Origin of the sequence: Streptomyces sp. NPDC056527, assembly GCF_042794475.1 — a bacterium.
Classification (GTDB): Bacteria; Actinomycetota; Actinomycetes; order Streptomycetales; family Streptomycetaceae; genus Streptomyces.
In genome coordinates, this window is record NZ_JBHTTQ010000025.1 from 25,381 (window position 1) to 49,476 (window position 24,096).

Sequence of the window (24,096 nt, forward strand, 5' to 3'; positions counted from 1 at the left end):
GCTGTCGCTGCCCTTGCCCCTGTCACCGGAGTGGCGCGGTGAGCTGGCGGGCCGCGCCGCCCGTGGCGGAGTTCGGGGTGTGCGCGGCGAGGCTGCAGGCCACGGTGTCGGAGCCGAGGAGGTAGCTGCTGCGGTACGGGTACTGGACGAAGGTGGTCCAGCGCGTGCCGTACGGCTGCTCCGCGGCCTTGCGGCGCAGCGGCTCGCGGCAGAGGGCCGCTGCGCCGTCGCGTACGTCCCGGTCGGTGCCGTGGTCGCCGGTCAGCCTGAGCACGACGACGAGTTGGGCGTCGTGCGGCTGCTCGCAGCCGCGCCGCACGACGGTGCCCGGCGCCTCCCGGTCGATGTCGAAGCACTCCCCCGGCGCGAGCCGCTCGTACGGCACGGGCGACCTCGCTCCGGACGGGCCGGACCAGGGGCGGGGCGTCGCGGCCCCGCCCTGGGGTGCGAGCTCACGGCTCGCGGCCTGCGCTGTCGCGGAGCGCAGATCCCCCCGGTCCCCCGGGTCCGCCGTGAACCGGCTCGCGCCCCGGCCACCGTGACAGCTCACGACCACGAGACCCGCCACCAGGAGAACGACGGGCACGAGGAGGAGCCGCAGCGGCGACAGCAGGTCGACGGGGAGCCGGGACATGGCGACCAGAGTCGCTCACGAACCGTCAGTTTCCTTTACCTGAAGGAAAGTTGAAGCACACCGCGTACAGAACGGTGACAAAGTCCGTTCACCCAGGGGTCGCGCGACACCCCCGCCTCGTGCTAGAGGCCGAGCTGCCGCTCCGCCCCTTCGACGGTCTGCGCGAGGAGCACGGCGATGGTCATCGGGCCCACGCCACCGGGGACGGGCGTGATGAGCGAGGCCCGCTCGGCCGCGGTCTCGAAGTCGACGTCGCCGATGTTGCCGGGGTTGTAGCCCGCGTCGATCACGACCGCGCCGGGCTTGATGTCCTCGCCCTTGATGAAGCGGGGCTTGCCCACGGCGGCCACGAGGATGTCGGCCTCGCGGACGATCGAGGAGAGCTCGGTGGTGCGCGAGTGGCAGTACGTGACGGTGGCGTCGCGGCCGAGGAGCAGCAGGCCGGCCGGCTTGCCGAGGATCGCGGAGCGGCCGACGACGACGGCCCGCTTGCCGCTGAGCTCGACGTCGTACGCATCGAGCAGGCGCATGATGCCGCCGGGCGTGCAGGAGACGAAGCCCGGGAGGCCGAAGCCCATGGCGGCGAAGGAGGCCATGGTGACGCCGTCGACGTCCTTCTCCGGCGCGATCGCCTCGAAGGCGGCGCGCTCGTCGATGTGCGGTCCGACCGGGTGCTGGAGCAGGATGCCGTGGACCTCGGGGTCCTCGGAGAGCGCGGTGATCGCGGCGACGAGTTCCCCGGTCGTCGTCGAGGCGGGCAGCTCGACGTGCTTGGAGCGGATTCCGGCCTTCGCGCAGCGGTTCTGCTTCATCTTCACGTACGTGACGGAGGCCGGGTCCTCGCCGACGAGGACCGTGGCGAGACAGGGCGTGACGCCGGTGCGGCGGGTGATCTCGGCGGCGCGGGCGGCGGTCTCCTCGACCGTGCGGCGGGCGAGCGCGGTGCCGTCCATGAGGGAGGCGGTGCTGGTGGACATGGGCCACTCCTGGGCGTCGTCGATGACAGGTGATCGCCCAGGCGCACGGCAGCGACGGATCCGCGCGGGTGCGCGGGGTCCGGCGGGGCCGCTCCCCGGTGGTGATCCACCTCAAGCGCCAGTCACGGCCCGAGCCCCACTCTACGTGAGGGCCCGGCGGCGGTGTCAGGACAGGGTGCATATGCCGCGGTGTCCGGACGCTTGTGGGCGGCCCCCGCGCGCACGACGATGACCACGAAGGGAACGGTGGACCTCGACGTGGAGGCCGAGTTGAGCGATGCGTGGGTGGCGTCGGAGGATGCGTGGGTGGCGTCGGAGCCGGACGCGGGGGCGCTGCGGCGGGCGCACGACGCGTTCACCAGCGGCGGCCGGGTGCAGCTCCCTCCGGTACGGCCCCTGGTCGCCGATTCCTGGCGGCGCTCGGCGCGGGCGCGGGTGAGCCCGGACGGCGCGGCCTGTGTGGAGCTGGCCGACGAGGAGCTCGCCGGGCACCGGGAGGAGCATCCGCTGTCCGCCGCGATGCCGGTGATCCGTGAGCTGATGGGCGCGTACGCGACGGACGGGGAGCATCTGCTCGCGGTCTGCGACGCGGCCGGGCGGATGCTGTGGGTGGAGGGGCATCCCGGGACGCTGCGTCGGGCCCGCGCGATGAACTTCGTCGCCGGCGCGCGTTGGTCGGAGTCGGTGGCAGGGACGAACGCGCCGGGGACCGCGATCGCCGTGGACCGGCCGGTGCAGGTGTTCAGCGCCGAGCACTTCCGGCGGCCCGTGCAGGCGTGGACCTGCGCCGCCGCTCCCGTACACGATCCACGGACCGGGCGGCTGCTCGGCGCGGTCGACATCACGGGCGGGGACCGGCTCGCCCATCCGCACAGCCTCGCGTTCGTGCAGGCCGTGGCGCGGGCGGCCGAGTCCCAGCTCGCCCTGCTCGCTCCCGCGCCGGCCGCGGACCGGGTGCGACTGACCGCCCTGGGCCGGGACGAGGCGCTGCTGAGCGTGGGCGGGCGCCGGCTGCGGCTGAGCCGGCGGCACAGCGAGATCCTGGTCGTCCTCGCGCACCGTCCCGACGGGGTCGGCGGCGACGAACTGCTGACGCTCCTGTACGAGGACGAGTCGGTCACCCCGGTCACGCTGCGGGCGGAGCTGTCACGGCTGCGCGGGCTGCTCGGCGCGGAGCTGTTGCGCTCCCGTCCGTACCGGCTCGACGCGGTGGTGGACGCCGACTTCGGCGCGGTCGACCGGCGGCTCGGTTCGGGCGCGGTCTCGGCGGCGCTCGGCGAGTACGCGGGGCCGCTGCTGCCCGCATCGCGCGCCCCCGGGGTCGTACGGCTGCGCGAGCGGCTCGCGGACCGGCTGCGGGCGGCGCTGGTGGACCGGGGCGATCCGGGTCTGCTCGCGGACTGGACGTACAGCGCCTGGGGCGAGGACGACGTGGAGATGTGGCGGGCGCTGTCGGAGGTCGTACCGGATACCGGGCTGGCGCCCGTGTTGGCCCGGTTGCGGGCGCTGGACGAGGAACTGTCGGCGGGCGCAACGGTGTTGCAACGTCGGGCGGCGCACTCTCGGCGGTGAGCGCCGGCCAGGGTCGGTCGGCGCGGTCCGAGGGAGGCCATGTCCATGACCCGTTACGCCGCACCCGGTACCAAGGGCGCGATCATGTCGTACCAGGCCCGCTACGACCACTGGATCGGCGGTGAGTACGTCGCCCCGGCCCGGGGGCAGTACTTCGAGAACCCGAGCCCGGTCGACGGCCGTCCTTTCACCGAGGTCGCCCGCGGCACGGCGGAGGACGTGGAGCGCGCCCTGGACGCGGCGCATGCGGCGGCTCCGGCCTGGGGCCGTACGGCGCCGACCGAGCGGTCGAACGTCCTCCTCCGGATCGCCGACAGGATGGAGGCGAACCTGGAGCGGCTGGCGGTCGCGGAGAGCTGGGAGAACGGCAAGCCGGTCCGCGAGACCCTGGCCGCCGACATCCCGCTGGCGATCGACCACTTCCGCTACTTCGCGGGCGCGCTGCGCGGCCAGGAGGGCGGGCTGAGCGAGATCGACGACGACACCGTCGCGTACCACTTCCACGAGCCGCTGGGCGTGGTCGCGCAGATCATCCCGTGGAACTTCCCGATCCTGATGGCGGTCTGGAAGCTGGCGCCGGCGCTCGCGGCGGGCAACGCGGTGGTCCTGAAGCCCGCCGAACAGACCCCGGCCTCCGTGCACTTCTGGATGAGTCTGATCGCCGACCTGCTGCCGCCGGGCGTGGTGAACATCGTGAACGGCTTCGGGGCGGAGGCGGGCAAGCCGCTCGCCTCCTCCCCGCGCGTCGCGAAGATCGCCTTCACGGGCGAGACGACGACGGGCCGGCTGATCATGCAGTACGCCTCCGAGAACATCAAGCCGGTCACGCTGGAGCTGGGCGGCAAGTCGCCGAACATCTTCTTCGACGACGTATGGGCGGCGGACGACGACTTCCGCGACAAGGCGCTCGAGGGCTTCACGATGTTCGCGCTGAACCAGGGCGAGGTCTGCACGTGCCCGTCGAGGGCTCTGATCCAGCGGGGCCACTACAGCGAGTTCCTGGAGGCGGCGATCGCCCGCACGGAGAAGATCCTCCCGGGCCATCCGCTGGACACGGACACGATGATCGGCGCCCAGGCGTCCAACGACCAGCTCCAGAAGATCCTTTCGTATCTGGACATCGGCCAGCAGGAGGGAGCGAAGGTCCTGACGGGCGGTCAGCGGATCGAGTACGACGGCGAACTGGCGGGCGGCTACTACGTCCAGCCGACGATCTTCGAGGGCGACAACCGCATGCGGATCTTCCAGGAGGAGATCTTCGGCCCGGTCGTCGCGGTCACCTCCTTCACCGACTTCGACGACGCGATCCGCACGGCGAACGACACCCTCTACGGCCTCGGCGCGGGCGTCTGGACCCGCGACGGCAACACGGCCTACCGCGCCGGCCGCGCGATCCAGGCGGGCCGCGTCTGGACGAACTGCTACCACGCCTACCCGGCACACGCGGCCTTCGGCGGCTACAAGCAGTCGGGCATCGGCCGCGAGACCCACAAGATGATGCTGGACCACTACCAGCAGACGAAGAACCTGCTGGTGAGCTACTCCCCGAAGAGGCTCGGATTCTTCTAGAGGCACCAAGAAGGGCGCCTGAACTGGGCTTTTGCCCGTCAGGCGCCGCTGGCGCCACCCGCTCGACGCGGACATCGGATTCTCCTGTTCCTCCCACCGAAGCGCTCGTCGCCCGACCGATGGCTTCAGTCCCCGTTGTGCAGGGTGAGCTGGCGGTGGTGGAAGTCGAAGTGCTGGGTGGAGTAGCGGTAGACGTCGGGCGTGCCGTCCCCTTTGCGCGTATCCCCGGACCAAGATCCGGACCACTTCTTGCCGGGCCTCCCGCGAACGGCAGCACAGCGACGAAGTCGTCGAAGAAGAAGCCGTCTCCTTCTCCGAATGGTTCCGAGCTTGGACGGTTCAGGGTGCCAGGCTGTTGTCGAGGGTGAGTCCGCCGAGCTTGTCGGGGTTGACCTGGAAGCGCAGGTTGTGGATGCGGCCGTCACCGATGTCAAAGGAGAGGGCACCGATGGTGCGCCCGTCGAGCGTGGCGAGGATGCCGAGTTCGCCGTTGAATACGGCAGGTTCCATGGTCAGGGCGGTCAGTTCGGGTTTGGCAAGGAATCCCAGGAGCCAGCGGGCCACGTGGTCGATGCCGTGGAGCGGGCGGCGGGCAGCCGTGACCTTGCCGCCACCGTCGGACCACGCCGACACGTCGGGTGCGAGCAGTTCCATCATGGCGTTCAGGTCGCCGCCCGCGCAGGCATCAAGGAACTGTGCGGTGATCTGCCGGCGCCGCTCTGGGTCGGCGTCGAAGCGGGGGCGGCGAGCCCGGACGTGCGTGCGAGCACGGTGGGCGATCTGGCGGACCGTCGGCTCGGGGCGCTCGAGGGTCTCGGCGATCTCGCTGTGCGAGTAGCCGAAGACCTCGCGGAGCAGGAAGACGGCGCGCTCGATGGGGCTGAGCGTTTCCAGGACAACCAGCATGGCAGTGGAGACGGAGTCGGCCAATTCGGCCTCCGAAGCGATGTCCGGGGAGGTGAGCAGGGGTTCGGGGAGCCACGGGCCGACGTAGGTCTCGCGGGTGGCCCGCGCGGAGGTGAGGCGGTTCAGCGAGAGGTTGGTGACGGTGCGCACCAGATACGCCTTGGGGTGGCTGATCGCGTCACGGTCCGCAGTGCTCCACTTCAGCCAGGCATCCTGCAGGACGTCCTCCGCGTCGGTGACGCTGCCCAGCATGCGGTAGGCGGTGGCGAACAGCAGCCTGCGGTGTTCGAGGTACGGGTCCTGCCCGGCGCCGGTGTCGATCACCGGTTCATCCTGCCGACGCCGCGAAGCAGACGGCAAGGCATGGATCACGGCGCCGGGAGCGGGTGTGCCGGTCATGCCACGGGCTTCAAGGTAGCGCGGCCGCCCTTGGAGACGAGGGTGGTGACGTTCATGCGCTTGCTGTAGCGGTACGTCATCAGCGGGCTGCCACTGACCAGTTCCTTGTACCAGGCCGCGCTGCGACCGGTGAGGCGCATGCCGGCCGGGGTGAAGTCGGCCTTGGTGAACTGGATGACCGCGTCCTTGCGGCCGAGGCTCACCGGCTGGTGGAAATAGCCGAAGCGGAACGGCTTCACGGTCTTGCCGCGGACCAGTCGCGCGATGGTGTCGGCGGTGTACTGGGCAGTGGGCAGCCCGCTCTGGCACGAGCCGTGGAGCGGACCGAAGTCCATACGGACGGCAGCGGCGTCGCCGACGGCATGGATCTCCGGGTGGGACACCGACCTCAGCGTGGCGTCGGTCAGGATCAGGCCGTGGTCGTCGGTGGCGATCCCGGATTCGGTGGCGAGCGGCGGTACCTTGACGCCGGCGGTCCACAGGCAGGCGTCGGAACGGAGGATCCGCCCGTCGGCGAGATCGACGGCCTCGGGCAGCACCTTCGCGACGCGGACGCCGGTCTCCAGGGTGATGCCGAGGCGGACCAGCGTCCGGTGGAGGTACGCGCGGGCCTTGTCGCCCATCATGGAACCGGGCTCCTCCGTGCTGATCAGGGTGACGTTCAGCCCCGGGTGGGCCTCGGCGAGCTCCGTTGCCGCCTCGATGCCGGTCAGGCCGCCGCCGCAGACGGTGACGGTGCCGCCGGCGGCGGCGAGCTCGGCGGTCCGTGCGGCGAACCGGCCGGCGGCCTCGGGGCTGTTGAGGGTGAAGGCGTGGGCCTCGGCGCCGGGGACGTTGCTGGTGTCGGTGGAGCTGCCCAGCGCGTAGACGAGCGTGTCGTACCCGAGGGGCATCGAGTCGTCGACGGTGATGCGCCGGGCCTCGGGGTCGATCGCGGTGGCCGCGCCCTGGAGGAAGGTGACGTCGGTGCCGGTGAGCAGCTCGGGAATCCGGCGGACGGCCAGTTGCTGGCCGGCGGCGATCTGGTGCATCCGCAACCGCTCGACGAACCGACCCGAGGGATTGACTAGGGTGATCTTCACACCGGTGCGGCGGGTGCGGTGGGCCAGCCGGATCGCGGTGAACATGCCCGTGTAACCAGCGCCGAGAACGACGACGTTGTGGTCGTTGGTCATAGCGAACTCCCAGGTCAGGCACCGGCTTCGGTACCGGTGACACCAATGGGACAGGTGACCGCTCTGGAACGTGACAGGACGCAGATATGACCTGCATCACACCACGGTGAGGTGCTCTCTCCGCACCGGCCGGGATCGACCATGGCTACGATCCCCCGGGGGGGGCATGGACACACGAAGCCGATCGACCGACACGCACTCGGATCGCAGCCGCCCTCGCGCCCGAGCGGGCCTCCTCATCATTGTCGGAGTACTTGTCATGGCAGTCGGCTCCTACTTCCTGGCCTCGACGATCCGGGAGACGAGGGACCTCAAAGGCGGGGTGCGTGCAACCGCCGTACTCATGGACGAGCCATCGGACTGCTTCGACGGATGTCGGGTGACGTTCGACGTCGCCGACGGCCCTGTGGTGGCGAACTTGCCAGCTGACGAGCTCATCAAGAAGTTCCACAAAGGCAGCGATCTGAGCATTGTTTACGCATCTCGGGACCCGCAACGGATCGCACTCGCCGACGGCATCGGGCCCGGCCCGATCGCCCTGGCATCCCTCATCCCCGTCATGGGACTCACCCTGGTCATCAGCTCCTCGGCCACCTGGATTCGCTCCCGTCTGCGGCGGTCCCGGACGCGGTAGCAGGTCGGTGGGCGTGCACTCGACGCCCCGTCCGGTCCACACGCGTCGGGCGGACCGTTTCCGGACCAGCCCACTCCAAGGGGCCCTACTGGCTGCCGTTTTACCTGGTCAGCACGGGTACAACTGCTGTACCACCAGGAGTCGAAGAATCTCCTCGTCTCCTACTCGCCGAAGAAGCTGGGCTTCTTGTAGGGGGACGAAGAAGGGCGCCTGAACTGGACGTTTGCCCGGCAGCGCCTACTAGCCGCGCCAACCAGCGTGAGAAGGGTTATGCGGTGCAACTCCCGTGTTCCTCCCACTGCTATCCCACTCCTGACAGCTCTTCCGGTCCATTTCCGGTCCAAGTCCGGTCCGGCTGAGGAGGTAACACCCCGACTGACGCGGTCCCGTTCCTCCATGGACTGCTCGATGAGACGGTTCGCCTGCTCTCGAACGCCGTCCAGGAACTCGGCGTAGAAGCGGAAGAGGACCTCGATGCTCTGACCGGCTCTGCGAGCGCATTCGGTTGAGAGGATCAGCGGGCCGCTGACATCCGGTGCCGGCTCGACCAAGGCAGGCGGTCCAGTCGGGCCGGTACGGCTGTGGTCACGGTTCCTGTGACTGCGGGTACGGACGCGCCCCGCCTCATGACTTCGGTCATGACTCCTTCTTTTTCGGCGCCTTGCCGCGGGCGCCCCGCTCCGGAGGGGTCATGCCTGCGGGATCGAGACGCCTTCTCCGGTACTGGGGACGCGCGGGGGCAGCGGTCCACTGGATCACCCGTGATCCGGGAGGCCCCGCGCCCGGAATCGGGCCCTGGTGAGGGCTGTCCGGATGACGGACGGCCGGTTGTAGGGTGTCCGCCATGCCCCGCGTACTCGTGGTCGAAGACGACCCCAGCATCCGTGCCTCGCTGATGGAGATCCTCGCGGAGCACGGTCATGCGGTGCGCAGCACGGGCGATGGGTTCGGCGCGCTGCGAGAGGTCGCGCAGGGTTCGGTGGACGCGGTGGTGCTGGACCTCGGCCTGCCCGATCTCGACGGCGGCGACGCGCTCCGCATGATCCGCGGGATATCGAACGTGCCCGTGGTGGTCGCGACCGCCCGCGACGACGAGAGCGAGATCGTCAAGCTCCTGAACGCGGGCGCCGACGACTACCTCGTCAAGCCGTTCTCCGGGGCGCAGCTCCTGGCCCGGCTCTCGGCGGTGCTGCGGCGCACCGCGGTCCCCGCCGCGCTCGCCGGGCAGGCCCCACCCGCCGATGCGTCGAGTCCGGTGACGGTCGGTGAGCTGACCGTGGATCCGCCGGCGCGTTCGGCCTATCTGGCGGGGCGAGAACTGGTCCTCACGCGCCGGGAGTTCGACCTGCTGGCCTTTCTCGCCCGGCACGCCGGGACGGTGGTGTCCCGGCACCGGCTGCTAGCGGAGGTCTGGCAGGAGGCCTACATCGAGGACCAGACTATCGACGTGCACGTGTCGGCGCTGCGCCGCAAGCTCGGCGAGCGGGCCTCGGCACCGCGCTATCTGCGCACCGTTCGCGGGGTGGGCATCAAGCTGGTGTCGCCGCACTGAGGAGGGGCTCAGGAGGGAGTGCCGAAGTCCTGGGTCCACCAGGGGCCGCCGTCGGTGCTGACGCCGACGCCGATCTCGGTGAAGCCGCAGTTGAGGATGTTGGCCCGGTGGCCGGGGCTGTGCATCCAGGCGTCCATGACGGCGGCCGCGTCGGCCTGTCCCTTGGCTATGTTCTCGCCGGATCGTGACCAGGTGTATCCAGCCGCCTCGATGCGATCCTGCGGCTGGGAGCCGTCGGTTCCCGTATGGGAGAAGTTGCCGGTGGCGGCCATGTCGTCGGTGTAGTCCTGAGCCGCCTGGGTGAGGTCCGCGTCGACCGTCAGAGCCTTGCAGCCCGCCGCTGCGCGCTCGACGTTCACGAGGCGTACGACCTCCTCGGCCTCGCCGCCGCCCGCCGGGCGCGTACCGCTGTCGGGCTCGGTGGCCGGCGGCTTCGCGGCGGCCGAGGGCGCGGACCTGGGCTTCTGCGCGCCCGGGGACGCGGAAGGTCTCGCCGCCCTGGCGGTGGCCGAGGACGACGGTGGGGTGGCCGAGGGGGCCGTCGGCGTGGTGGGGAGGGTCGCCCGGGTGTGCGGGGCGGCCGACGGGGACATCGGTGCGGTCGGCGGTCCGGTGGTCGGCGTCGGGTCGGGCGGGCCGCCGCCCAGGGCGGCGGATTCGGCCTTGTCGTGCGCGGAGCCGGCGAGCTCGGCGCCTGCCAGGCAGACGACGGCGACGGCCAGGGTACTGAGTCCCGCCACGGCGGCTGTGACGCGCGGGCGACGCGGGGCGCGGTGTCCACGACGTCTGTGGGCGGCTCGGGGACTCATCTCGGTTTCCTCCAGGGGGTGTACGGGTGCGGTGACGGGGCCGGCCCAGGTCCGCGTCGGCTCGGGCGGGTTTCGTGCGGCGGAGAGGGTCCGCCGGCGCCGAGACGGGAGCGTAGGCATGCCGAAGCTGCGAGAACGCCGTCTGAGGGATGCGCTCAGGAGGACCTAAGCAACAGCTCAGGTTCGGGACCGGCTCGGGGCGATCGCCAGGTCGGGCCGCCGGTCGCGTCGGCCGTACGGGACACGTGCGCCTCCGTGAGCGAGGGCGGGGTGGGTGGTGCGGTGGGCGTCGGCCACACTGATGCGGTGCCACGCCTCCTGCGCTATCTCCTCATATGGCTGTCGTGCACCGCGGCCAGCGTCACCGCGGTGATGCTCACGGTGTACTTCGTCATCGGCCTGACCCGACCGACCCCGCCCGCCGCGCGGTCGGTCCAGGCGGTGTACCCCTCCCCGTCCGTCCTCGTCGGGGTGCCGGCCTCGTCCGTCGCGACCCCGAAGGCGCCCACCCCCACGCCCGCGTCCCCCTCTTCACCGCCGCCGACCACCCGTACGCCCTCGCCCTCGGTCACGCGGGCGCCCGTCCCGTCCACGCCCCGGCCGTCGGTCTCGAAGTGCAGCGGCGGACCCGGGTTGCACACGGTTCCCTCCGAGGGGGGCAAGGTCACCGTCCAGTACGGCCGCGACAGCGTGTGCTTCGTCTCGGCCGTTCCCGATCCGGGGTTCCGCACGAGCACCGCTCAGAGCGATCCCGGCACGCTGGTGGTCGTCTTCACCAGCGACGACCACCGTTCGCAGATCACGGCGACCGTCGTGCCGACGGCGAAGGCCAGCGTGCGCGAGACCCAGGTGTGAGCCCTCGGGCAGACGCCGCGGACGGCCCGAGAACCCCTGGTGGAAGGCTCGCGGTCGCGAACCTGAGCAGTTCCTTAAGCGTGCCTGATGGGTGGCATCAGGACGGTCCAGGACGCGTGTTCGGCACCTAGGCTCACGGTCGGTCAGGACGATCGCTCCGGCCCCGGCGGACAGGACGCCGCGGCCGCGTCCTGCGCCCGCTCCGGCATCGGCCGCCTCCAGGCCCCGGAGAGCTCACCGAACACAAGGGGTTGATCCGTCATGGCCGCACATCGGCGCAGACAACGCACCGCCGGCATCCAGGGCCTAGCCCGCTTCTCAGCCGTCTCCCTCACGGTCGCCTCCGCCGCCGTCGCCACGGCCTTCGGAGTGGGCGGCTCGAAGAACGACGCGGCGCAGAACGTGTCGGTGGCGGCGGCCCCGGACGCACCCGCCGACCAGGGCACCGGCACCCCGGCGCCCCTGGAGGCGGCGACGGCATCCGCCTCCCCCACCGCCGCCGCGACGTCGGTCACCCCGACCCCTTCCGCCTCCTCGCCCGTGGCCAAGCATCCCGCAGCGACGGCCAAGGCCGCCCCCCGCCCCGCCGGCACTGCTGCCGCTCCCGCCCCGGCCAAGCCCGCCTCGAAGAAGAGCGCTCCCGCCTCCGGCTCCTCCGGTTTCACCAGCGGCTACCCGACCGGTGCGGACGCCCGTGGGGCCGTCAAGGCCGCGGTCGCCGCCGCGAAGGCCGACGGCAAGAGGGTGCTGATCGACTTCGGCGCCAACTGGTGCGGCAACTGCAAGGCCGCCGACCGGGTGTTCGCCACGAGCGGCGTGGGGGCTCTCCTGGACGCCTCGTACCACGTGGTCAAGGTCGACATCGGAAGCCAGGACTCCTCGGCCTTCGACCTCCTGCGCGACTACTGCTCCGGCGAGGGCGCGTACAAGATGCCCGTCCTGGTCGTTCTCGACGGCAACGGCAAGGTGGTGACCGAGACGCACTCGACCGGCAACCCCGAGCTGACCGAGACGGGCCTCGGCGCGTTCCTGCGGAAGTGGGCCTGATGACGGCCCGCGGCCACAGACGCGGCGCGTCGGCGACGGTCGCCCTGTTCCTCCTCGCCCTCGCGGCCACCGGCTGCGGCGGGGGCGCCGTGGCGGGGGCGGACGGCGCCGCGCCGGGAGCGGGCACCGTCGAGACCGCGGCGGTGCTGCCGGTCGCCGAACGCCCTTCCGCGCCCGACACCTCCGGCCGGGACCTCACGGGTGGGGACCTGGCGCTGCGCTCGTACCGCGGCAAAGTCGTCGTCCTGAACGTGTGGGGCTCCTGGTGCGCCCCCTGTCGCGCCGAGGCCGCCGACCTGGAGGCGCTGCGCGGTGCGGCGGCGCCGCGCGGCGTGGAGCTCCTGGGCGTCAACGTCCGCGACCGTTCCACCGGGCCGGCCCGGGAGTTCGAGAGGACCTACGGTCTGCGGTACCCGAGCATTCACGATCCCGACGGAAAGCTGCTGCTGGCCTTCCCGCCCACGCTGATCAACCCGCAGGCCATCCCTTCCACACTGGTCATCGACCGGCAGGGCCGGATCGCCGTCGCCATCTCCGGTCCGGTCACCCGCGCGCGTCTGGAGCCCCTCGTGGACCGGGTCGCCGGGGAGGACGCATGACCGGCCCCACGTGGGCGGCGCTCGCCACCGGGCCGACCGCCGGCGCGGTGTCGGGCACCCTGCTCCTCGCCGTGCCGGTGGCCGTGGCCGCGGGCCTGGTGTCCTTCCTCTCCCCGTGCGTCCTGCCGCTCGTGCCGGGCTACCTGAGCTACGTCACCAGTCTGTCGGTCTCCGACCTCGCCGAGGCGGACGGCGGACGGCGCGGGCGGATGGTCGCCGGAGCGGCGCTGTTCGTTCTGGGTTTCAGCGGCGTCCTGGTGTCCGGGGGCGCCCTGTTCGGCTTCGTCGGGCGCAACCTGCTCGCCTACCAGGACGGCATCACGCTGGTCCTCGGCCTGTTCACCATCGTCATGGGCCTCGCATTCGCGGGCTGGCTGCCCGGCTTCACCCAGCGCGAGCTGCGCAGCAGCCGCCGGCCCTCCTTCGGCCTGGCCGGCGCGCCCCTGCTGGGCGTCGTCTTCGGCGTGGGCTGGACCCCTTGCATCGGGCCGACCCTGGCCGCCGTGCAGGCCCTGGCCTGGAACGAGGCCAGCGCCGGGCGCGGCGCCCTCCTCATGGTCTGCTACTGCGTGGGTCTTGGCGCGCCCTTCCTGCTCACCGCACTCGCCTTCCAGCGGGCCCTGCGCGCCTTCCGCTGGATCAGGAACCACCACGGGACCGTCATGCGGGCCGGCGGGGCACTTCTGGTCCTCGTCGGCATCCTGCTGGTCACCGGTCTGTGGACCGACCTGGTGTACGCCCTGCAGGTGCGGCTGCAGGGAACGACCGCGCCCCTGTGAGCGCCGGTACCCGAGTACCAACGCCACGCGCCCGGAAGGGCTCGACTTCCCCTGTGCACCGGACGGCTCCACTCCCCCGTGCCCACGAAGGCCGGTCGCGCCCCCGGCGTGCGGCCCACCTCCCCGAAACACGAGAAAGACCCGGAAAGGCGACATGAGACACCCCATGACCTCTCCCCACCCGGCCCCCTGCCTCCCCCGCGCCGCGCGCAAGCGCCTCGCCTGGGCCGCGGCCGCCCTGTTGGCCACCGTCTCGCTGACCGGCTGCGGCCAGGAGTCCGCGCCGTCGCACGCCGTCGCCGTGACGGAGTTCAACGAGAACGGCGTCACCGTCCGGCTGAGCGTGGCCGACTGGAAGTCCGACGCGGGGACCCTGGTCGCCACGTTCACGCCCGACGAAGCCGGCTTCCACCTCTACAGCACCGCGCTCCCCGCCGAGGGCGTCGAAGGGGTGGGGCGGCCGACCGAGGTCCGTCCCGCCGGTTCGGTCGCCACCACCGGTGAGATGACGGTGGACAAGCCGGTCAAGAGCATCACGGTGCCGGGCGTGCGCGCCGCCGTACCGGTCTACCCCGACGGCCCCGTCACGCTGACGCTGCCGATCCGGGCGACCGCTCCGGGCGAGGCGAAGGTGCTGATCGGCTATGCGAGCTGCAGTTCGACCAAGGGGTGTACGATCCCGGTGGCCGACCGGGCGGTGTCCCTGCGCACCGGCGAGCACGGCCTGTCGTTCGGCACCTCCTGACGGCCCGTCGTCCCGGATCACGGGGCCGGTGACGGCATACGCCCCTCCCGAAGGACGTGGTACCGGGAGACCCCCCGGCGGCCCGTCGCCCGGACCCCGGACCCGAATCCCCGACCGTGGCGCTGGGCACACGGCTACCCGTTGGAGCGCTGCACCCGTGAACCGAGGGCCCCGAAGACGCCGCGCCGAGCCTGGGGCCCCGCGGTGAGGCGCTCCCTGGCGGGGGTGGCCCTGGCCGTCACCTCCATGGTGGCGCTGTCGTTCCTGATCCCGCTGGGTCTGCTCGTGATGTCGCTCGCCCGCGAGCAGAGCATCACGGCGGCCGAACAGAGCGCGGCGGCGATGGCGCCGATCCTGGCCCTCACCACGGACGCGGCCGAGCTGCGCGAGGCCGGGGCGGGGCTGCGCGCGGCCGAGCACATGGTCATCCATCTGCCGGACCACAGAACGGTCGGCGGCGCGGGCCACGCTCCGCCGGAGCTGCTGGGCCGGGCCGAGGAGGAACGCGAGTCCATCTCCCGGGACGTGCCCGGCGGCTGGATCTACCTGCAGCCGGTGATCCTGCCCCAGGACCGGGTCGCGGTGGTGGAGAACTTCGTGCCCGACGACGACCTGGCCCGGGGGGTCGTCCTGTCGTGGAGCGTCATGGCGGGTCTGGCGGTCGTCCTGCTCGGCGGCTCCGTCCTGGTCGCCGACCGCCTCGGCGCCGCCGTCGTCACGGCGGCGAAGCGGCTGGCCGAGGCGTCACGCCGGCTCGGCACGGGCAACCTCGACACCCGCGTCCAGCCGAAGGGGCCGCCGGAACTGAAGGAGGCGGGCACGGCCTTCAACACCATGGCCGACCGAATGACGGACCTGCTCGCCGTCGAACGGGAACTGGTCGCGGACCTGTCCCACCGGCTCCGCACCCCCCTGACCGCCCTGCACCTGGCGGTCGAGCGGATCACGCCGAGCGCCGAGACCGGACGCATCCAGACGGCCGTCGCCGAACTGGAGCGGGAGCTCAACGCGATCATCGCCGAGGCTCGCACGCCGCTCGCCGTCGGCCCGATGGGCCGGGCCCTGCGGGGCGAGGAATCGCCCGACGGACCGCGGGAGGGCGGGGACCACTGCGAGGTCGCCGACGTCGTCCGTCGACGCGCGGCCTTCTGGGCCGTGCTCGCGGGTCAGCAGGACCGTCCCTGCACACTGCAGATCACGGACGAGACGACCCCCGTCTGCCTCCCCGAAGCGGACATCACGGCCGTCGTGGACGCGCTCGTGGGCAACGTCTTCCGGTACACCTCCCGAGGCACCGCCCTGGAAGTCTCCGTGTGCCGCACCGCCCACACCGTGGAACTGACCGTTCACGATGCCGGCCCCGGCATCGCCGACCCGGACGGTGCCCTCGCCCGCGGCGGGAGTACGGGCTCCACCGGCCTCGGGCTCGACATCGCCCGTCGCGCGGCCCTCGCCGCCCGGGGCGCCGTCCACATCACGCGTGGCCCCCTGGGCGGTGCACGCGTGGCGGTCACCTTCCAGCTGTCGACGGGCACGGCGCCGGGGCGTCCGCGCTCACGCCGCAGGGGTCGGAGGGCGGCCGCGGCTCGTACGGCGCCGAGTGCGGCGGGCGACTGACACCAAGCGGGCAGACGAAGACGCGTTCCAGGAGGGCGTACAGGGAATCCCGGTCCTCGCCACGGAGTTCGTCCAGGCCATCGGGGCTGTCCGTAAAGTCGCCGGCTCGACGGCCAACGGCCGTAGCCGACAGGGTAAGCCTCACCCATGGGAAGCACCCTCCCCGCTTCCGGTCATTTCCACGACCTCCCACTCCTGCCCGATCCCTGTCGCCCACCAGCGCACTCCAAGATCCGGACCAGTCCCGGACCAACCCCCGTCAGGAGGAGTCGCGTTCACGCCGAAGCTCCCAGTTCACCCCACCGGTGACCCACTGGACTCCAGAGACATCACGGCCGGAGCAGCGCAGGACTCGGGCCCTTTGCGGTTCGGCCCCGGTCACGCCTCGGCAGGGGGGTGACCGGGGGCCGGAGCCGTTGCGAGGGTCCGTGCCGCCCAGAGCGTCTTGCCTCGTCCTGAGGGCCTCACGCCCCAGCGCTGGGTGAGGTGGGCGGTGATGAACAGGCCCCGGCCGTTCTCGTCCGTGTCCAGGGCGCGGCGAAGGTGCGGACTGGCGCTGCTGTCGTCGGTGACCTCGCACGCGAGCGTGCCGTCGTGGATGAGGCGCACCTGGATCGGCCCCTTCGCGTAGCGCACGGAGTTGGTGACCAGTTCGCTGACGACGAGGGCGGTGTCGTCGATGACGTCCTGGGCCAGTCCCCATTCCGTGAGCTGGTCCACGGCTCTCCTGCGCGCCTGCCCGGCGCTCTCCGGGCTGTTGGGAAAGGTCCACGCTTTCGTCTGGGAGTCGCCCAGCGTGCGGGTGCGGGCCAGCAGCAGGTAGGCGTCGCGAAGCGGCTGTTCGGGCGCGAGGGCCTCGGCACACCTGTCGCACGCGGCCTGAAGAGAGGGCTGCGGTTCGGCGAACAGGTCGGTCAACCGACTCAGCAGCGACTCCCGGCCGTCGGCCGCGGTCAGCAGAGCGGTATTGCAGATCAGCAGGGTGCTCCCTTCGGGCAGGACGCGTTCCGTGAGCGCGTACTCCGCGAGACCCTGCCCGAGAGGTGGTCCGGCCGCGACATCCAGCGGTTCGACGGCGCCGCCCGGATGCACCAGAATCGGTGACGGGTGTCCCGCGCTCGCCGCGGTGCACAGGCGGGTGACCGGATCGTAGACGAGGCAGAGGCAGGTGGCGGGCGTTCCGTCACCCGCATCGGGTGTGGCCGTGTCCGGCGGGGTGCTCGGACGACTGGCGAGGTCGTGAAGACGCTGGAGGATGTCGTCCGGCGGCAGGTCGAGGTCGGCCAGCGCCTCGATCGCCGCGCGAAGCTCGCTCGTCGCCGCCGGACGCGAAGTCCCGGAAGTGGTGTCCCCGGCCACGAGGGCGACCCTGGATCCGGAGAGGGAGATGGCGTCGGACCAGCCACCGCCCGTGCCGGCCGGCAGGTGGGTGCGGGCGAGTTCGACGGCCGTCACGACGGATGCCTGCGCCTGTGCGAAACCACCGGACAGAATGCGGGCGGCCGAGCGCTCACGCCCGTAGAGGCGAGCGTTGTCCAGGCACTGGCCCGCGAGCGTGGTGAGCTGCTGCGCGAGCCTCAGGTGCCGGTGGTCGAACGGGGCCGGTTCGCGCCAGCGGTAGAAACAGGCCAGGCCGAGCACCACACCCCGCGCTCGGATCGGAACCAGCAGCATGGAATGCGCCCGCGCGCTCAGGATCCGGGCATACCGCCGTCGTCGGGGATCGAGCCAGGGGGCGTCCGGGCGCAGTCGTCGGATCAGCTTGGGGGCCAGGGTGTCCAGGACGGTTCGGTAGGGCGTGCCGGGCGGGTACACGTCCACCTCGCCGACGGCGGGGACGCCCTGCTCGTCCGGGCCTGCGACCGAGCGGTATCCCACGCGTCGAACGGTCTGATCCCGGTCGAGAGCGTCCGCGATGGGAGCCCGGCCGCCCAGGACCACGTCGTAGACGTCGACGGTCACGGTGTCGGCCAGAGCCGGGGAGACGACCTCGCAGAACTCGGCCGCCGTACGGAAGATGTCGAGCGTGGTTCCGATCCGCGCGGCCGCCTCGTTCTGCAGGCGCACCTCCGCTTCGGCCCGCATCCGGGCGGTGATGTCCGTCAGCGCGGCGGCCAGCCCCAGCACGGTGCCGTCGGCGCGCTGCAGGCGGAACGCAGACGCCGAGGAGACGGTTTCCACCGGAGGGACACGGCGGTCGCGGAACCGGATGGTCATGTCGAGCTCGGGCACGCCGGTCTCCAGCACCCGGCGGGCGGCCCGTTCCACGGCCGCGGGGTCGGTGATGTCGAAGGACTGCAGGATCTCCGGCAGCGTACGGCCGAGCAACCGGTTGACCGGGAACTCCCGCATCAGCCGGGCCGCCGTGTTCATCCGTACCAGACGCAGCTCCTGGTCGTACACGTGCAGGCCCATGGGCGACTGGGAGAAGAGCGCGTCCAGTACGGCGTCCTCCAACCCCTCGGGGACGGACCTGCTGTCCGGATGATCTTCACCAACCACTGTGTGAACGCCCATTCGACGAGACAGGTGGACCGCGCTGCCTCCCATGCAACGCCCACCCCACCCACCCGGCCACCGCAGTGGAGTGGCCGGGTGACTGCGGCCGGTCCCGCCGGACGGGCCTGCTGAGGCGCGGTCGGCCGGAGCGCTGCGTACGCTGGTCGGAGGGGGCTCCTCTCGGGACGAGGATCGGAACGTCTGTGAGGCCGGAGATCGACCACGGTGCGTTGTTCGCCGCGACGCCCAGCCCGTATTTGGTGCTGGCACCGGATCTGGTGATCGTGGATGTCAACGACGCGTACCTGCGGGCGACCGGCCGCACCCGGGAGGATCTGCTCGGGCAGCACGTGTTCGACGCGTTCCCCGACAATCCCGCCGACCCGGGCGCGGACGGGGTGAAGAACCTCGGGGCGTCGCTGGGACGGGTGCTGGCCACCGGTGAGGCCGACACCATGGCGGTGCAGAAGTACGACATCCCCGTCGTCTCGCAGCCCGGTGTGTTCGAGGAACGCTGGTGGTCCCCGGTGAACACCCCGGTCAAGAACGCGGACGGGCGCGTCGCGTGGATCATCCACCGCGTCGAGGACGTGACGGCATTCATGCGGTTCCGCCGGTTCCGTGGCCGCAACGAGGGGCGGCGGATGACCGAGCGAGAGGAGGGGATGGAGGCCGAGCTGTACGCCCGCGCGCGGGAGCTGCAGCGGCTGAACGAGGAGCTGCGGGCGGCGCACGCCCGGGAGCGGGAGGTCGCCGTCACCTTGCAGGAGGCGATGCTGCACTCCCCGGACCTGGCCCGGCACAGTGACGTGGCGGTGCGCTATCTACCCGCGATCGGTTCGCTGAACGTGTGCGGCGACTGGTACGACACCGTCGACCTGGCCGAGGGGCGGTTCACCGTCGCCGTGGGCGACGTCGTCGGGCACGGGCTGGAGGCGGCCACCGTCATGGGCATGCTCCGCAGCGCGCTGTCCGCGGCCAGTCGGGCGGTGGCCGGGCCGGCCGGGGCCCTGGAAGTGCTGGGCATGTACGCCCGCTCCGTGGACGGCGCGCTCGCCGCGACCGCGGTCAGCGTGCTCGTGGACACCCGCTCCCACCTGCTCGTCTACTCCAGCGCGGGGCACCCGCCGCCGGTGCTGCTGCACGCGGACGGCACGTTCGAGCTGTTGGACCAGGCCACCGACCCACCGCTGGGAGCCAGACCCGAGCACGTTCCCCGGCCGCAGGCCGGCACCCCTTACCACCCGGGTGACACCCTCGTCCTCTACACCGACGGACTGATCGAACGCCGCGACGAGGACATCGACACCGGCCTGGACCGGCTCACCACCACCCTGGGTGACCTCGCCGGCCTTGACCCGGATCAGCTGGCCGACGCGCTGCTCGCGCGACTCGGCGTCGCCAGCGGAGCCCGCGACGACATCGCCCTCGTCGTCGTCCGCGTCTGAGCCCGCGGAACGCCCGGCACCGGACGCGTACGGCAACCACACCGGGGATCGCCGTTCTCGGTAGCGTGACCCTCTGCCGCATGGAGTGTCCATGCGTCCGGCTGGTCCGTGCGAGGGCTTCCGGCGGAGAGTGATGAGGATGCGATGAGTGAACTGACGAAGCCCGAGGTCGAGGTTCCGGAGGGTGACGCTCCCACCGAGCTGACCATCCGGGACCTGGTCGTCGGGGACGGGCCCGAGGCGAAGCCGGGCATGGTTGTCAGGGTTCACTACGTCGGGGTCACCTTCGAGTCCGGGAAGGAGTTCGATGCCTCCTGGGACCGGGGCCAGCCGTTCAAGTTCGCCGTGGGCGGCGGCAGGGTCATCAAGGGCTGGGACCGGGGGGTGAGGGGGATGAGGGTCGGCGGTCGGCGCGAGATCATCGTTCCCCCGCGTCTCGGCTACGGCAAGCAGTCGCCCTCGCCGTTGATCCCGGCCGGTTCGACCCTGGTCTTCGTGGTGGACCTGCTCTCCGTCTGAGACGGGCCTACGGCTCACCGGCCCCGGCAGGGCGGGAGGTCGGGCCGGAACGGGAGCGCGGGATCGGCCGGCTCGCGCGGCAGGTGGCGCACCACGGGATCGGCCGCCCCGCAGTGGCTGGGGCGGCCGAGTCTTGCGTTCTCACCGAGCTGGGACGCGGTCAGGCCTGCTCGCTGATGTTGACCATCCATGTGATGCCGAACTTGTCCGTACACATTCCGAACACGTCGCCCCACATCTGCTTCTCCAGGGGTACGGAGACCGTGCCTTCGGCGGACAGCTTCTCCCAATAGCCCTTGAGCTCGTCCGCGTCGTCGCCGCTCAGGCTCACCGCGAAGTTGGTCCCGGCCCTGTGCTCCATGCCCGGCGGCACGTCGGCGCCCATCAGCGTCAATCCGCCGGACGTCTCGAGCATGCCGTGCATGATCTTGTCGTCGTATCCGGGCGGCACCTCCGAGCCGAACTCGCCGTAACCGCTGAGCCTGAGATCGCCGCCCAGGACACTCTTGTAGAACTCCATGGCCTGCCGCGCATCGCCGGAGAAGCTGATGTACGGGTTCAAGCGAGATGCCACGAGATACTCCTTCAGGACGAGGGGATGGCACGGGCATCATAGGGGCGTAACGGTCTAAATCGGACGAACCGTGGGTTCCAGTCGCACGTCCGGTCGGCAAAGGCGTGCCACCCGACCGAGCACGGTCTCGCGGGCACGGAGCCTCCGAGAGGCGTAGGCGCGGCTGTGCCCGGCAGGGTGGGCTGTCGTCGGCCGGCGGGCGGAACGGTGCGGAGCGACCGGATGCGTGGGTCCCGGAGTGGCGGCGCGGCACGTCGTCCGGACGGTCGTCGATCACCGGTAGGGTGCCGCCGTGTCCGAGCACCAGCGCGACCTCGTCGGCTATGGCGCCGAGCCGCCTCATGCCGCCTGGCCCGGTGGCGCCCGCGTCGCCGTCAGTCTCGTCCTCAACTACGAGGAGGGCGGCGAGCACAACGTCCTTGACGGCGACCGTGCCTCGGAGGGGTTCCTGCACGAGGTCGTCGGTGCGCCGCCCGTGGTCGGCGGACGTGATCTGAACGTCGAGGCGATGTTCGCCTACGGCTCGCGCGCCGGTTTCTGGCGCATTCATCGCACGCTCGGTACGTACCGTGTGCCCCTCACCGTCTTCGCCGTCGGACAGGCCCTGGAGCGCAACCCGGACGCCGCGCGCGCGATGGCCGCCGCCGGCTGGGAGGTGGCAGGGCACGGCTGGCGCTGGATCGACCACCGCACCGTTCCCGAGGACGTCGAGCGCGCCGATATCGCGCGCACGACCGCCACGATCGAGCGACTCGTCGGCCGCAGGCCCGTCGGCTGGTACACCGGCCGCACGAGTTCCGCGACACGGCGCCTCGTCGTCGAGGAAGGCGGCTTTCTCTACGACTCCGACGACTACTCGGACGATCTGCCCTTCTACGTCGAGGCAACCGACCGGCCGCACCTCGTGGTGCCGTACAGCCTCGACGCGAACGACTTCAAGTTCCTGATCGTCCATGGGTTCACGACCGCGGACGACATGCTCACGTACCTCGTCGACTCGTTCGACGTTCTGCACGCGGAGGGCGCCGAACGCCCCCGCATGATGAGTGTCGGCTTGCACTGCCGCATCATCGGCCGCCCCGGCCGCATTCGCGCGCTCGACGGCTTCTTGCGGTACGTCACGCAACACGGCGGAGCGTGGATCGCGACGCGGGAACAGATCGCCCGGCACTGGCTGACCGCACACCCTCCGCCGCCCTGAGCCCGTGCCTGCATCCATGTCGTGAGCACCCACGACCGCCATCACACCCGGACATACCACCCATGGGACACGCGCGGCCGCGCGAGCGAACACGTGGAGCAACAACAGCCGCGGCAGCGCTCACACGATGCTTGCCGGCGGTGCGCAGGCATCCATGAGGCGAGCCCGGTCGCGGCCCTCCCCGCGGCTCTGGAGGGCTGCACGGGCCTTCTCTTTCGGCCGACGTGCGGCGGGGGCCTGTGGGGGTCAGATTGGAGGTATCCGACCGACCGGACGGAGGCCCCTCGGCGGGCACACGACATGGAGGACCTGTCATGACGACCCACACGGGTGCGCCCGGTCGGCGGGAGGGAACGGACAGGAGTGATCGGCCGGGGTTCGGCGCCGTCGGGGGGTCGCGCGTCACGCCCCGGCCGGTGAGGGACTGACGATCGGGGTCGCCACCCGTGGAACACGGAACAGCTGCCGGGGGGCTGCCGCAACTGGTGCTCGTCGTCGGCGTCGCCGGATCGGGCAAGTCGACGGTGGGGCGTCTCCTCGCCGACCGTCTGGGCTGGGAGTACCGGGACGCAGACGACTTCCACCCCGAGACCAACCGCGCCAAGATGGCCGCCGGTCATGCCCTCACGGACAGCGACCGGATGCCGTGGCTCGCCGCGATCGCGGCATGGATGGACGGGGCGATCGCGGCCCGACGGCAGGCCGTCGTGACCTGCTCCGCGCTCAAGCGCGCATACCGTGACGCGCTGCTCGCGGATCGCCCCGGAGTCCTTCTGGTGTATCTGCACGGCTCGCGCGAGCTCCTGCGTTCCCGGATGGCCTCGCGGCACGGTCACTTCTTCCCGGTGGAGCTGTTGAACAGCCAGCTCGCGATTCTCCAGGAGCCGGCGCCCGACGAGCACCCGTTGGTAGTGGAGATCGACCAGCCTCCGGAGGCCGTCGTCACGGCGGTGCTCTCGCTGATGCGCCGGGAACCCGCCGACTGGAAGCGGCCGTCCGGGGCGGACACGGAGCGGACCGTCCACGCCGTCGCGCGTGACGGCGTGAACGAGTCCCCCGGCCCGACGGGCGAGTCGTGGCGCCTGGTCCGCGGGGAACAGAGTGCGGTGGTGCTCCAGCTGGGCGGCGCCCTGCGCGACTACGTCGTCAACGGCCGACCGGTGCTCGACGCCGACTCCGCCGGGTCCGCCATCACGGGCGGAAGAGGACAACTGCTCATCCCCTGGCCGAACCGCGTGAGAGACGGACGCTACGACTTCGGCGGCAGGAGTCTCCAACTCCCCGTGACCGAGGTCGAGAAGAACAACGCGATCCACGGACTGCTCCGCTGGACCCTGTGGAAGCTCCTCGCGCGCACCGACGACGCGGTGATGCTCGGCACGACGCTCTGTCCCCAGCCGGGATATCGGTTCCTCCTCGATGTCAGTGTCGAGTACCGGCTGAGCCCTGAAGGGCTCGTCACCGCGGTTCACGCCACCAACACCGGTCGGCAGCCAGCGCCTTACGGAGTGGGCCAGCATCCCTATCTGGCGGTCGGCACCGACCTCGTCGACAGCGCACTGCTTACCGTTCCCGCCCGGTATCTGCTGCGGACCGACGACAGGGGCCTGCCCGTCGGGCAGGAGCCCGTGGACGGCACCCCGTACGACTTCCGCGCCGCCCGTCCCATCGGCGATCTGCGACTGGACACCGCCTTCACCGGACTCGACCGCGGCCCTGACGGGCGGGCGACCGTGCGGCTGGCGCACCCCTCCGGACTGCGGGGCGTGGATCTCTGGCTCGGCGAGGGAACCCACTACGTCCAGGTGTACACGGGCGACACCCTGGCCGACGCCGAACGGCGGCGGCGCGGCGTCGCCGTGGAGGCCATGTCCTGTCCACCGGACGCCTTTCGCAGCGGCACCAACCTCGCCGTCCTGGAGCCGGGGGCGACACACGTGTTCCGGTGGGGCCTGAGCCCCTGGGGGTATGCGTGACGTCGCCCAT

The 24,096-nt window shown here is 71.5% G+C and carries 22 protein-coding genes; 14 read left to right on the forward strand and 8 right to left on the reverse strand.

The window, feature by feature from the left end:
• Positions 1 to 22: 22 nt before the first annotated feature.
• Both ACFQ7Q_RS15440 and ACFQ7Q_RS15445 read right to left on the reverse strand, forming a co-directional pair.
• Complete coding sequence (locus ACFQ7Q_RS15440; protein ID WP_383554615.1) at positions 23 to 634, reverse strand: hypothetical protein; 612 nt, start codon at positions 632 to 634, stop codon at positions 23 to 25.
• A gap of 122 nt (positions 635 to 756) precedes the next feature.
• Positions 757 to 1,611: a bifunctional 5,10-methylenetetrahydrofolate dehydrogenase/5,10-methenyltetrahydrofolate cyclohydrolase gene (locus ACFQ7Q_RS15445; RefSeq protein WP_383554618.1), complete on the reverse strand. Its 855-nt coding sequence runs from the start codon at positions 1,609 to 1,611 to the stop codon at positions 757 to 759.
• 228 nt (positions 1,612 to 1,839) lie between these two features.
• Between ACFQ7Q_RS15445 and ACFQ7Q_RS15450 the strand changes: the two genes are divergently transcribed.
• Positions 1,840 to 3,183, forward strand: a complete 1,344-nt coding sequence (locus ACFQ7Q_RS15450; RefSeq protein ID WP_383554725.1) for a GAF domain-containing protein — start codon at positions 1,840 to 1,842, stop codon at positions 3,181 to 3,183.
• Between the two features lie 45 nt (positions 3,184 to 3,228).
• The gene (locus ACFQ7Q_RS15455; protein ID WP_383554620.1) at positions 3,229 to 4,752 is read left to right on the forward strand and encodes an aldehyde dehydrogenase family protein; all 1,524 of its coding nucleotides are present in this window, start codon (positions 3,229 to 3,231) and stop codon (positions 4,750 to 4,752) included.
• 339 nt (positions 4,753 to 5,091) lie between these two features.
• On the opposite strand, the gene ACFQ7Q_RS15460 is transcribed toward ACFQ7Q_RS15455, so the two are convergent.
• Positions 5,092 to 5,982, reverse strand: a complete 891-nt coding sequence (locus ACFQ7Q_RS15460) for an RNA polymerase sigma-70 factor (RefSeq protein ID WP_383554623.1) — start codon at positions 5,980 to 5,982, stop codon at positions 5,092 to 5,094.
• Between the two features lie 71 nt (positions 5,983 to 6,053).
• Positions 6,054 to 7,232 carry an NAD(P)/FAD-dependent oxidoreductase gene (locus ACFQ7Q_RS15465; RefSeq protein ID WP_383554626.1) on the reverse strand — a complete coding sequence of 393 codons (1,179 nt, stop codon included), beginning with the start codon at positions 7,230 to 7,232 and terminating at the stop codon, positions 6,054 to 6,056.
• Positions 7,233 to 7,491: 259 nt separating this feature from the next.
• Between ACFQ7Q_RS15465 and ACFQ7Q_RS15470 the strand changes: the two genes are divergently transcribed.
• A complete protein-coding gene (locus ACFQ7Q_RS15470; protein ID WP_383554628.1) occupies positions 7,492 to 7,866 on the forward strand; it encodes a hypothetical protein in 375 nt (124 codons plus the stop codon).
• 844 nt (positions 7,867 to 8,710) lie between these two features.
• Positions 8,711 to 9,418 carry a response regulator transcription factor gene (locus ACFQ7Q_RS15475; protein WP_383554631.1) on the forward strand — a complete coding sequence of 236 codons (708 nt, stop codon included), beginning with the start codon at positions 8,711 to 8,713 and terminating at the stop codon, positions 9,416 to 9,418.
• Between the two features lie 8 nt (positions 9,419 to 9,426).
• On the opposite strand, the gene ACFQ7Q_RS15480 is transcribed toward ACFQ7Q_RS15475, so the two are convergent.
• Positions 9,427 to 10,158: a CAP domain-containing protein gene (locus ACFQ7Q_RS15480; protein WP_383554634.1), complete on the reverse strand. Its 732-nt coding sequence runs from the start codon at positions 10,156 to 10,158 to the stop codon at positions 9,427 to 9,429.
• Positions 10,159 to 10,550: 392 nt separating this feature from the next.
• Positions 10,551 to 10,868 (reverse strand): hypothetical protein, encoded by a 318-nt coding sequence (locus ACFQ7Q_RS15485; RefSeq protein WP_383554637.1) that lies wholly within the window; start codon positions 10,866 to 10,868, stop codon positions 10,551 to 10,553.
• On the opposite strand from ACFQ7Q_RS15485, the gene ACFQ7Q_RS15490 reads away from it, so the two are divergent.
• From ACFQ7Q_RS15490 to ACFQ7Q_RS15515, 6 genes are all read left to right on the forward strand, one after another.
• Positions 10,861 to 11,082: a hypothetical protein gene (locus tag ACFQ7Q_RS15490; protein WP_383554640.1), complete on the forward strand. Its 222-nt coding sequence runs from the start codon at positions 10,861 to 10,863 to the stop codon at positions 11,080 to 11,082. The two genes, ACFQ7Q_RS15485 and ACFQ7Q_RS15490, sit on opposite strands and share 8 nt — an antisense overlap.
• A 261-nt stretch (positions 11,083 to 11,343) precedes the next feature.
• Positions 11,344 to 12,129 (forward strand): thioredoxin family protein, encoded by a 786-nt coding sequence (locus tag ACFQ7Q_RS15495; protein ID WP_383554642.1) that lies wholly within the window; start codon positions 11,344 to 11,346, stop codon positions 12,127 to 12,129.
• Complete coding sequence (locus tag ACFQ7Q_RS15500) at positions 12,129 to 12,728, forward strand: TlpA family protein disulfide reductase (protein ID WP_383554644.1); 600 nt, start codon at positions 12,129 to 12,131, stop codon at positions 12,726 to 12,728. The genes ACFQ7Q_RS15495 and ACFQ7Q_RS15500 overlap by 1 nt, the downstream gene beginning before the upstream one ends.
• Positions 12,725 to 13,507, forward strand: a complete 783-nt coding sequence (locus ACFQ7Q_RS15505) for a cytochrome c biogenesis CcdA family protein (protein WP_383554646.1) — start codon at positions 12,725 to 12,727, stop codon at positions 13,505 to 13,507. The genes ACFQ7Q_RS15500 and ACFQ7Q_RS15505 overlap by 4 nt, the downstream gene beginning before the upstream one ends.
• Positions 13,508 to 13,673: 166 nt before the next feature.
• Positions 13,674 to 14,252 carry a protein-disulfide reductase DsbD domain-containing protein gene (locus tag ACFQ7Q_RS15510; protein ID WP_383554648.1) on the forward strand — a complete coding sequence of 193 codons (579 nt, stop codon included), beginning with the start codon at positions 13,674 to 13,676 and terminating at the stop codon, positions 14,250 to 14,252.
• A gap of 204 nt (positions 14,253 to 14,456) precedes the next feature.
• Positions 14,457 to 15,869, forward strand: a complete 1,413-nt coding sequence (locus ACFQ7Q_RS15515) for an ATP-binding protein (RefSeq protein WP_383554650.1) — start codon at positions 14,457 to 14,459, stop codon at positions 15,867 to 15,869.
• 378 nt (positions 15,870 to 16,247) lie between these two features.
• On the opposite strand, the gene ACFQ7Q_RS15520 is transcribed toward ACFQ7Q_RS15515, so the two are convergent.
• On the reverse strand, positions 16,248 to 18,326 hold the full coding sequence (locus tag ACFQ7Q_RS15520) for a SpoIIE family protein phosphatase (RefSeq protein ID WP_383554653.1): 2,079 nt from the start codon (positions 18,324 to 18,326) through the stop codon (positions 16,248 to 16,250).
• A gap of 245 nt (positions 18,327 to 18,571) precedes the next feature.
• On the opposite strand from ACFQ7Q_RS15520, the gene ACFQ7Q_RS15525 reads away from it, so the two are divergent.
• Both ACFQ7Q_RS15525 and ACFQ7Q_RS15530 read left to right on the forward strand, forming a co-directional pair.
• On the forward strand, positions 18,572 to 19,816 hold the full coding sequence (locus ACFQ7Q_RS15525; RefSeq protein WP_383554655.1) for a PP2C family protein-serine/threonine phosphatase: 1,245 nt from the start codon (positions 18,572 to 18,574) through the stop codon (positions 19,814 to 19,816).
• 144 nt (positions 19,817 to 19,960) lie between these two features.
• Positions 19,961 to 20,335 carry an FKBP-type peptidyl-prolyl cis-trans isomerase gene (locus tag ACFQ7Q_RS15530; RefSeq protein ID WP_383554657.1) on the forward strand — a complete coding sequence of 125 codons (375 nt, stop codon included), beginning with the start codon at positions 19,961 to 19,963 and terminating at the stop codon, positions 20,333 to 20,335.
• Between the two features lie 160 nt (positions 20,336 to 20,495).
• On the opposite strand, the gene ACFQ7Q_RS15535 is transcribed toward ACFQ7Q_RS15530, so the two are convergent.
• Positions 20,496 to 20,909 (reverse strand): VOC family protein, encoded by a 414-nt coding sequence (locus tag ACFQ7Q_RS15535; RefSeq protein WP_383554659.1) that lies wholly within the window; start codon positions 20,907 to 20,909, stop codon positions 20,496 to 20,498.
• A 292-nt stretch (positions 20,910 to 21,201) separates the two neighbouring features.
• Between ACFQ7Q_RS15535 and puuE the strand changes: the two genes are divergently transcribed.
• Complete coding sequence (gene puuE / locus ACFQ7Q_RS15540; RefSeq protein WP_383554662.1) at positions 21,202 to 22,110, forward strand: allantoinase PuuE; 909 nt, start codon at positions 21,202 to 21,204, stop codon at positions 22,108 to 22,110.
• A gap of 446 nt (positions 22,111 to 22,556) precedes the next feature.
• A complete protein-coding gene (locus ACFQ7Q_RS15545; RefSeq protein WP_383554665.1) occupies positions 22,557 to 24,086 on the forward strand; it encodes a gluconokinase, GntK/IdnK-type in 1,530 nt (509 codons plus the stop codon).
• Positions 24,087 to 24,096 lie beyond the last annotated feature (10 nt).

Coding starts and splice junctions, on each gene's coding strand:
- ACFQ7Q_RS15440 (WP_383554615.1), bottom strand. CDS start 634: ATGTCCCGGCTCCCCGTCGACCTGCTGTCGCCGCTGCGGCTCCTCCTC.
- ACFQ7Q_RS15445 (WP_383554618.1), bottom strand. CDS start 1,611: ATGTCCACCAGCACCGCCTCCCTCATGGACGGCACCGCGCTCGCCCGC.
- ACFQ7Q_RS15450 (WP_383554725.1), top strand. CDS start 1,840: ATGACCACGAAGGGAACGGTGGACCTCGACGTGGAGGCCGAGTTGAGC.
- ACFQ7Q_RS15455 (WP_383554620.1), top strand. CDS start 3,229: ATGACCCGTTACGCCGCACCCGGTACCAAGGGCGCGATCATGTCGTAC.
- ACFQ7Q_RS15465 (WP_383554626.1), bottom strand. CDS start 7,232: ATGACCAACGACCACAACGTCGTCGTTCTCGGCGCTGGTTACACGGGC.
- ACFQ7Q_RS15470 (WP_383554628.1), top strand. CDS start 7,492: ATGGCAGTCGGCTCCTACTTCCTGGCCTCGACGATCCGGGAGACGAGG.
- ACFQ7Q_RS15475 (WP_383554631.1), top strand. CDS start 8,711: ATGCCCCGCGTACTCGTGGTCGAAGACGACCCCAGCATCCGTGCCTCG.
- ACFQ7Q_RS15495 (WP_383554642.1), top strand. CDS start 11,344: ATGGCCGCACATCGGCGCAGACAACGCACCGCCGGCATCCAGGGCCTA.
- ACFQ7Q_RS15500 (WP_383554644.1), top strand. CDS start 12,129: ATGACGGCCCGCGGCCACAGACGCGGCGCGTCGGCGACGGTCGCCCTG.
- ACFQ7Q_RS15505 (WP_383554646.1), top strand. CDS start 12,725: ATGACCGGCCCCACGTGGGCGGCGCTCGCCACCGGGCCGACCGCCGGC.
- ACFQ7Q_RS15510 (WP_383554648.1), top strand. CDS start 13,674: ATGACCTCTCCCCACCCGGCCCCCTGCCTCCCCCGCGCCGCGCGCAAG.
- ACFQ7Q_RS15530 (WP_383554657.1), top strand. CDS start 19,961: ATGAGTGAACTGACGAAGCCCGAGGTCGAGGTTCCGGAGGGTGACGCT.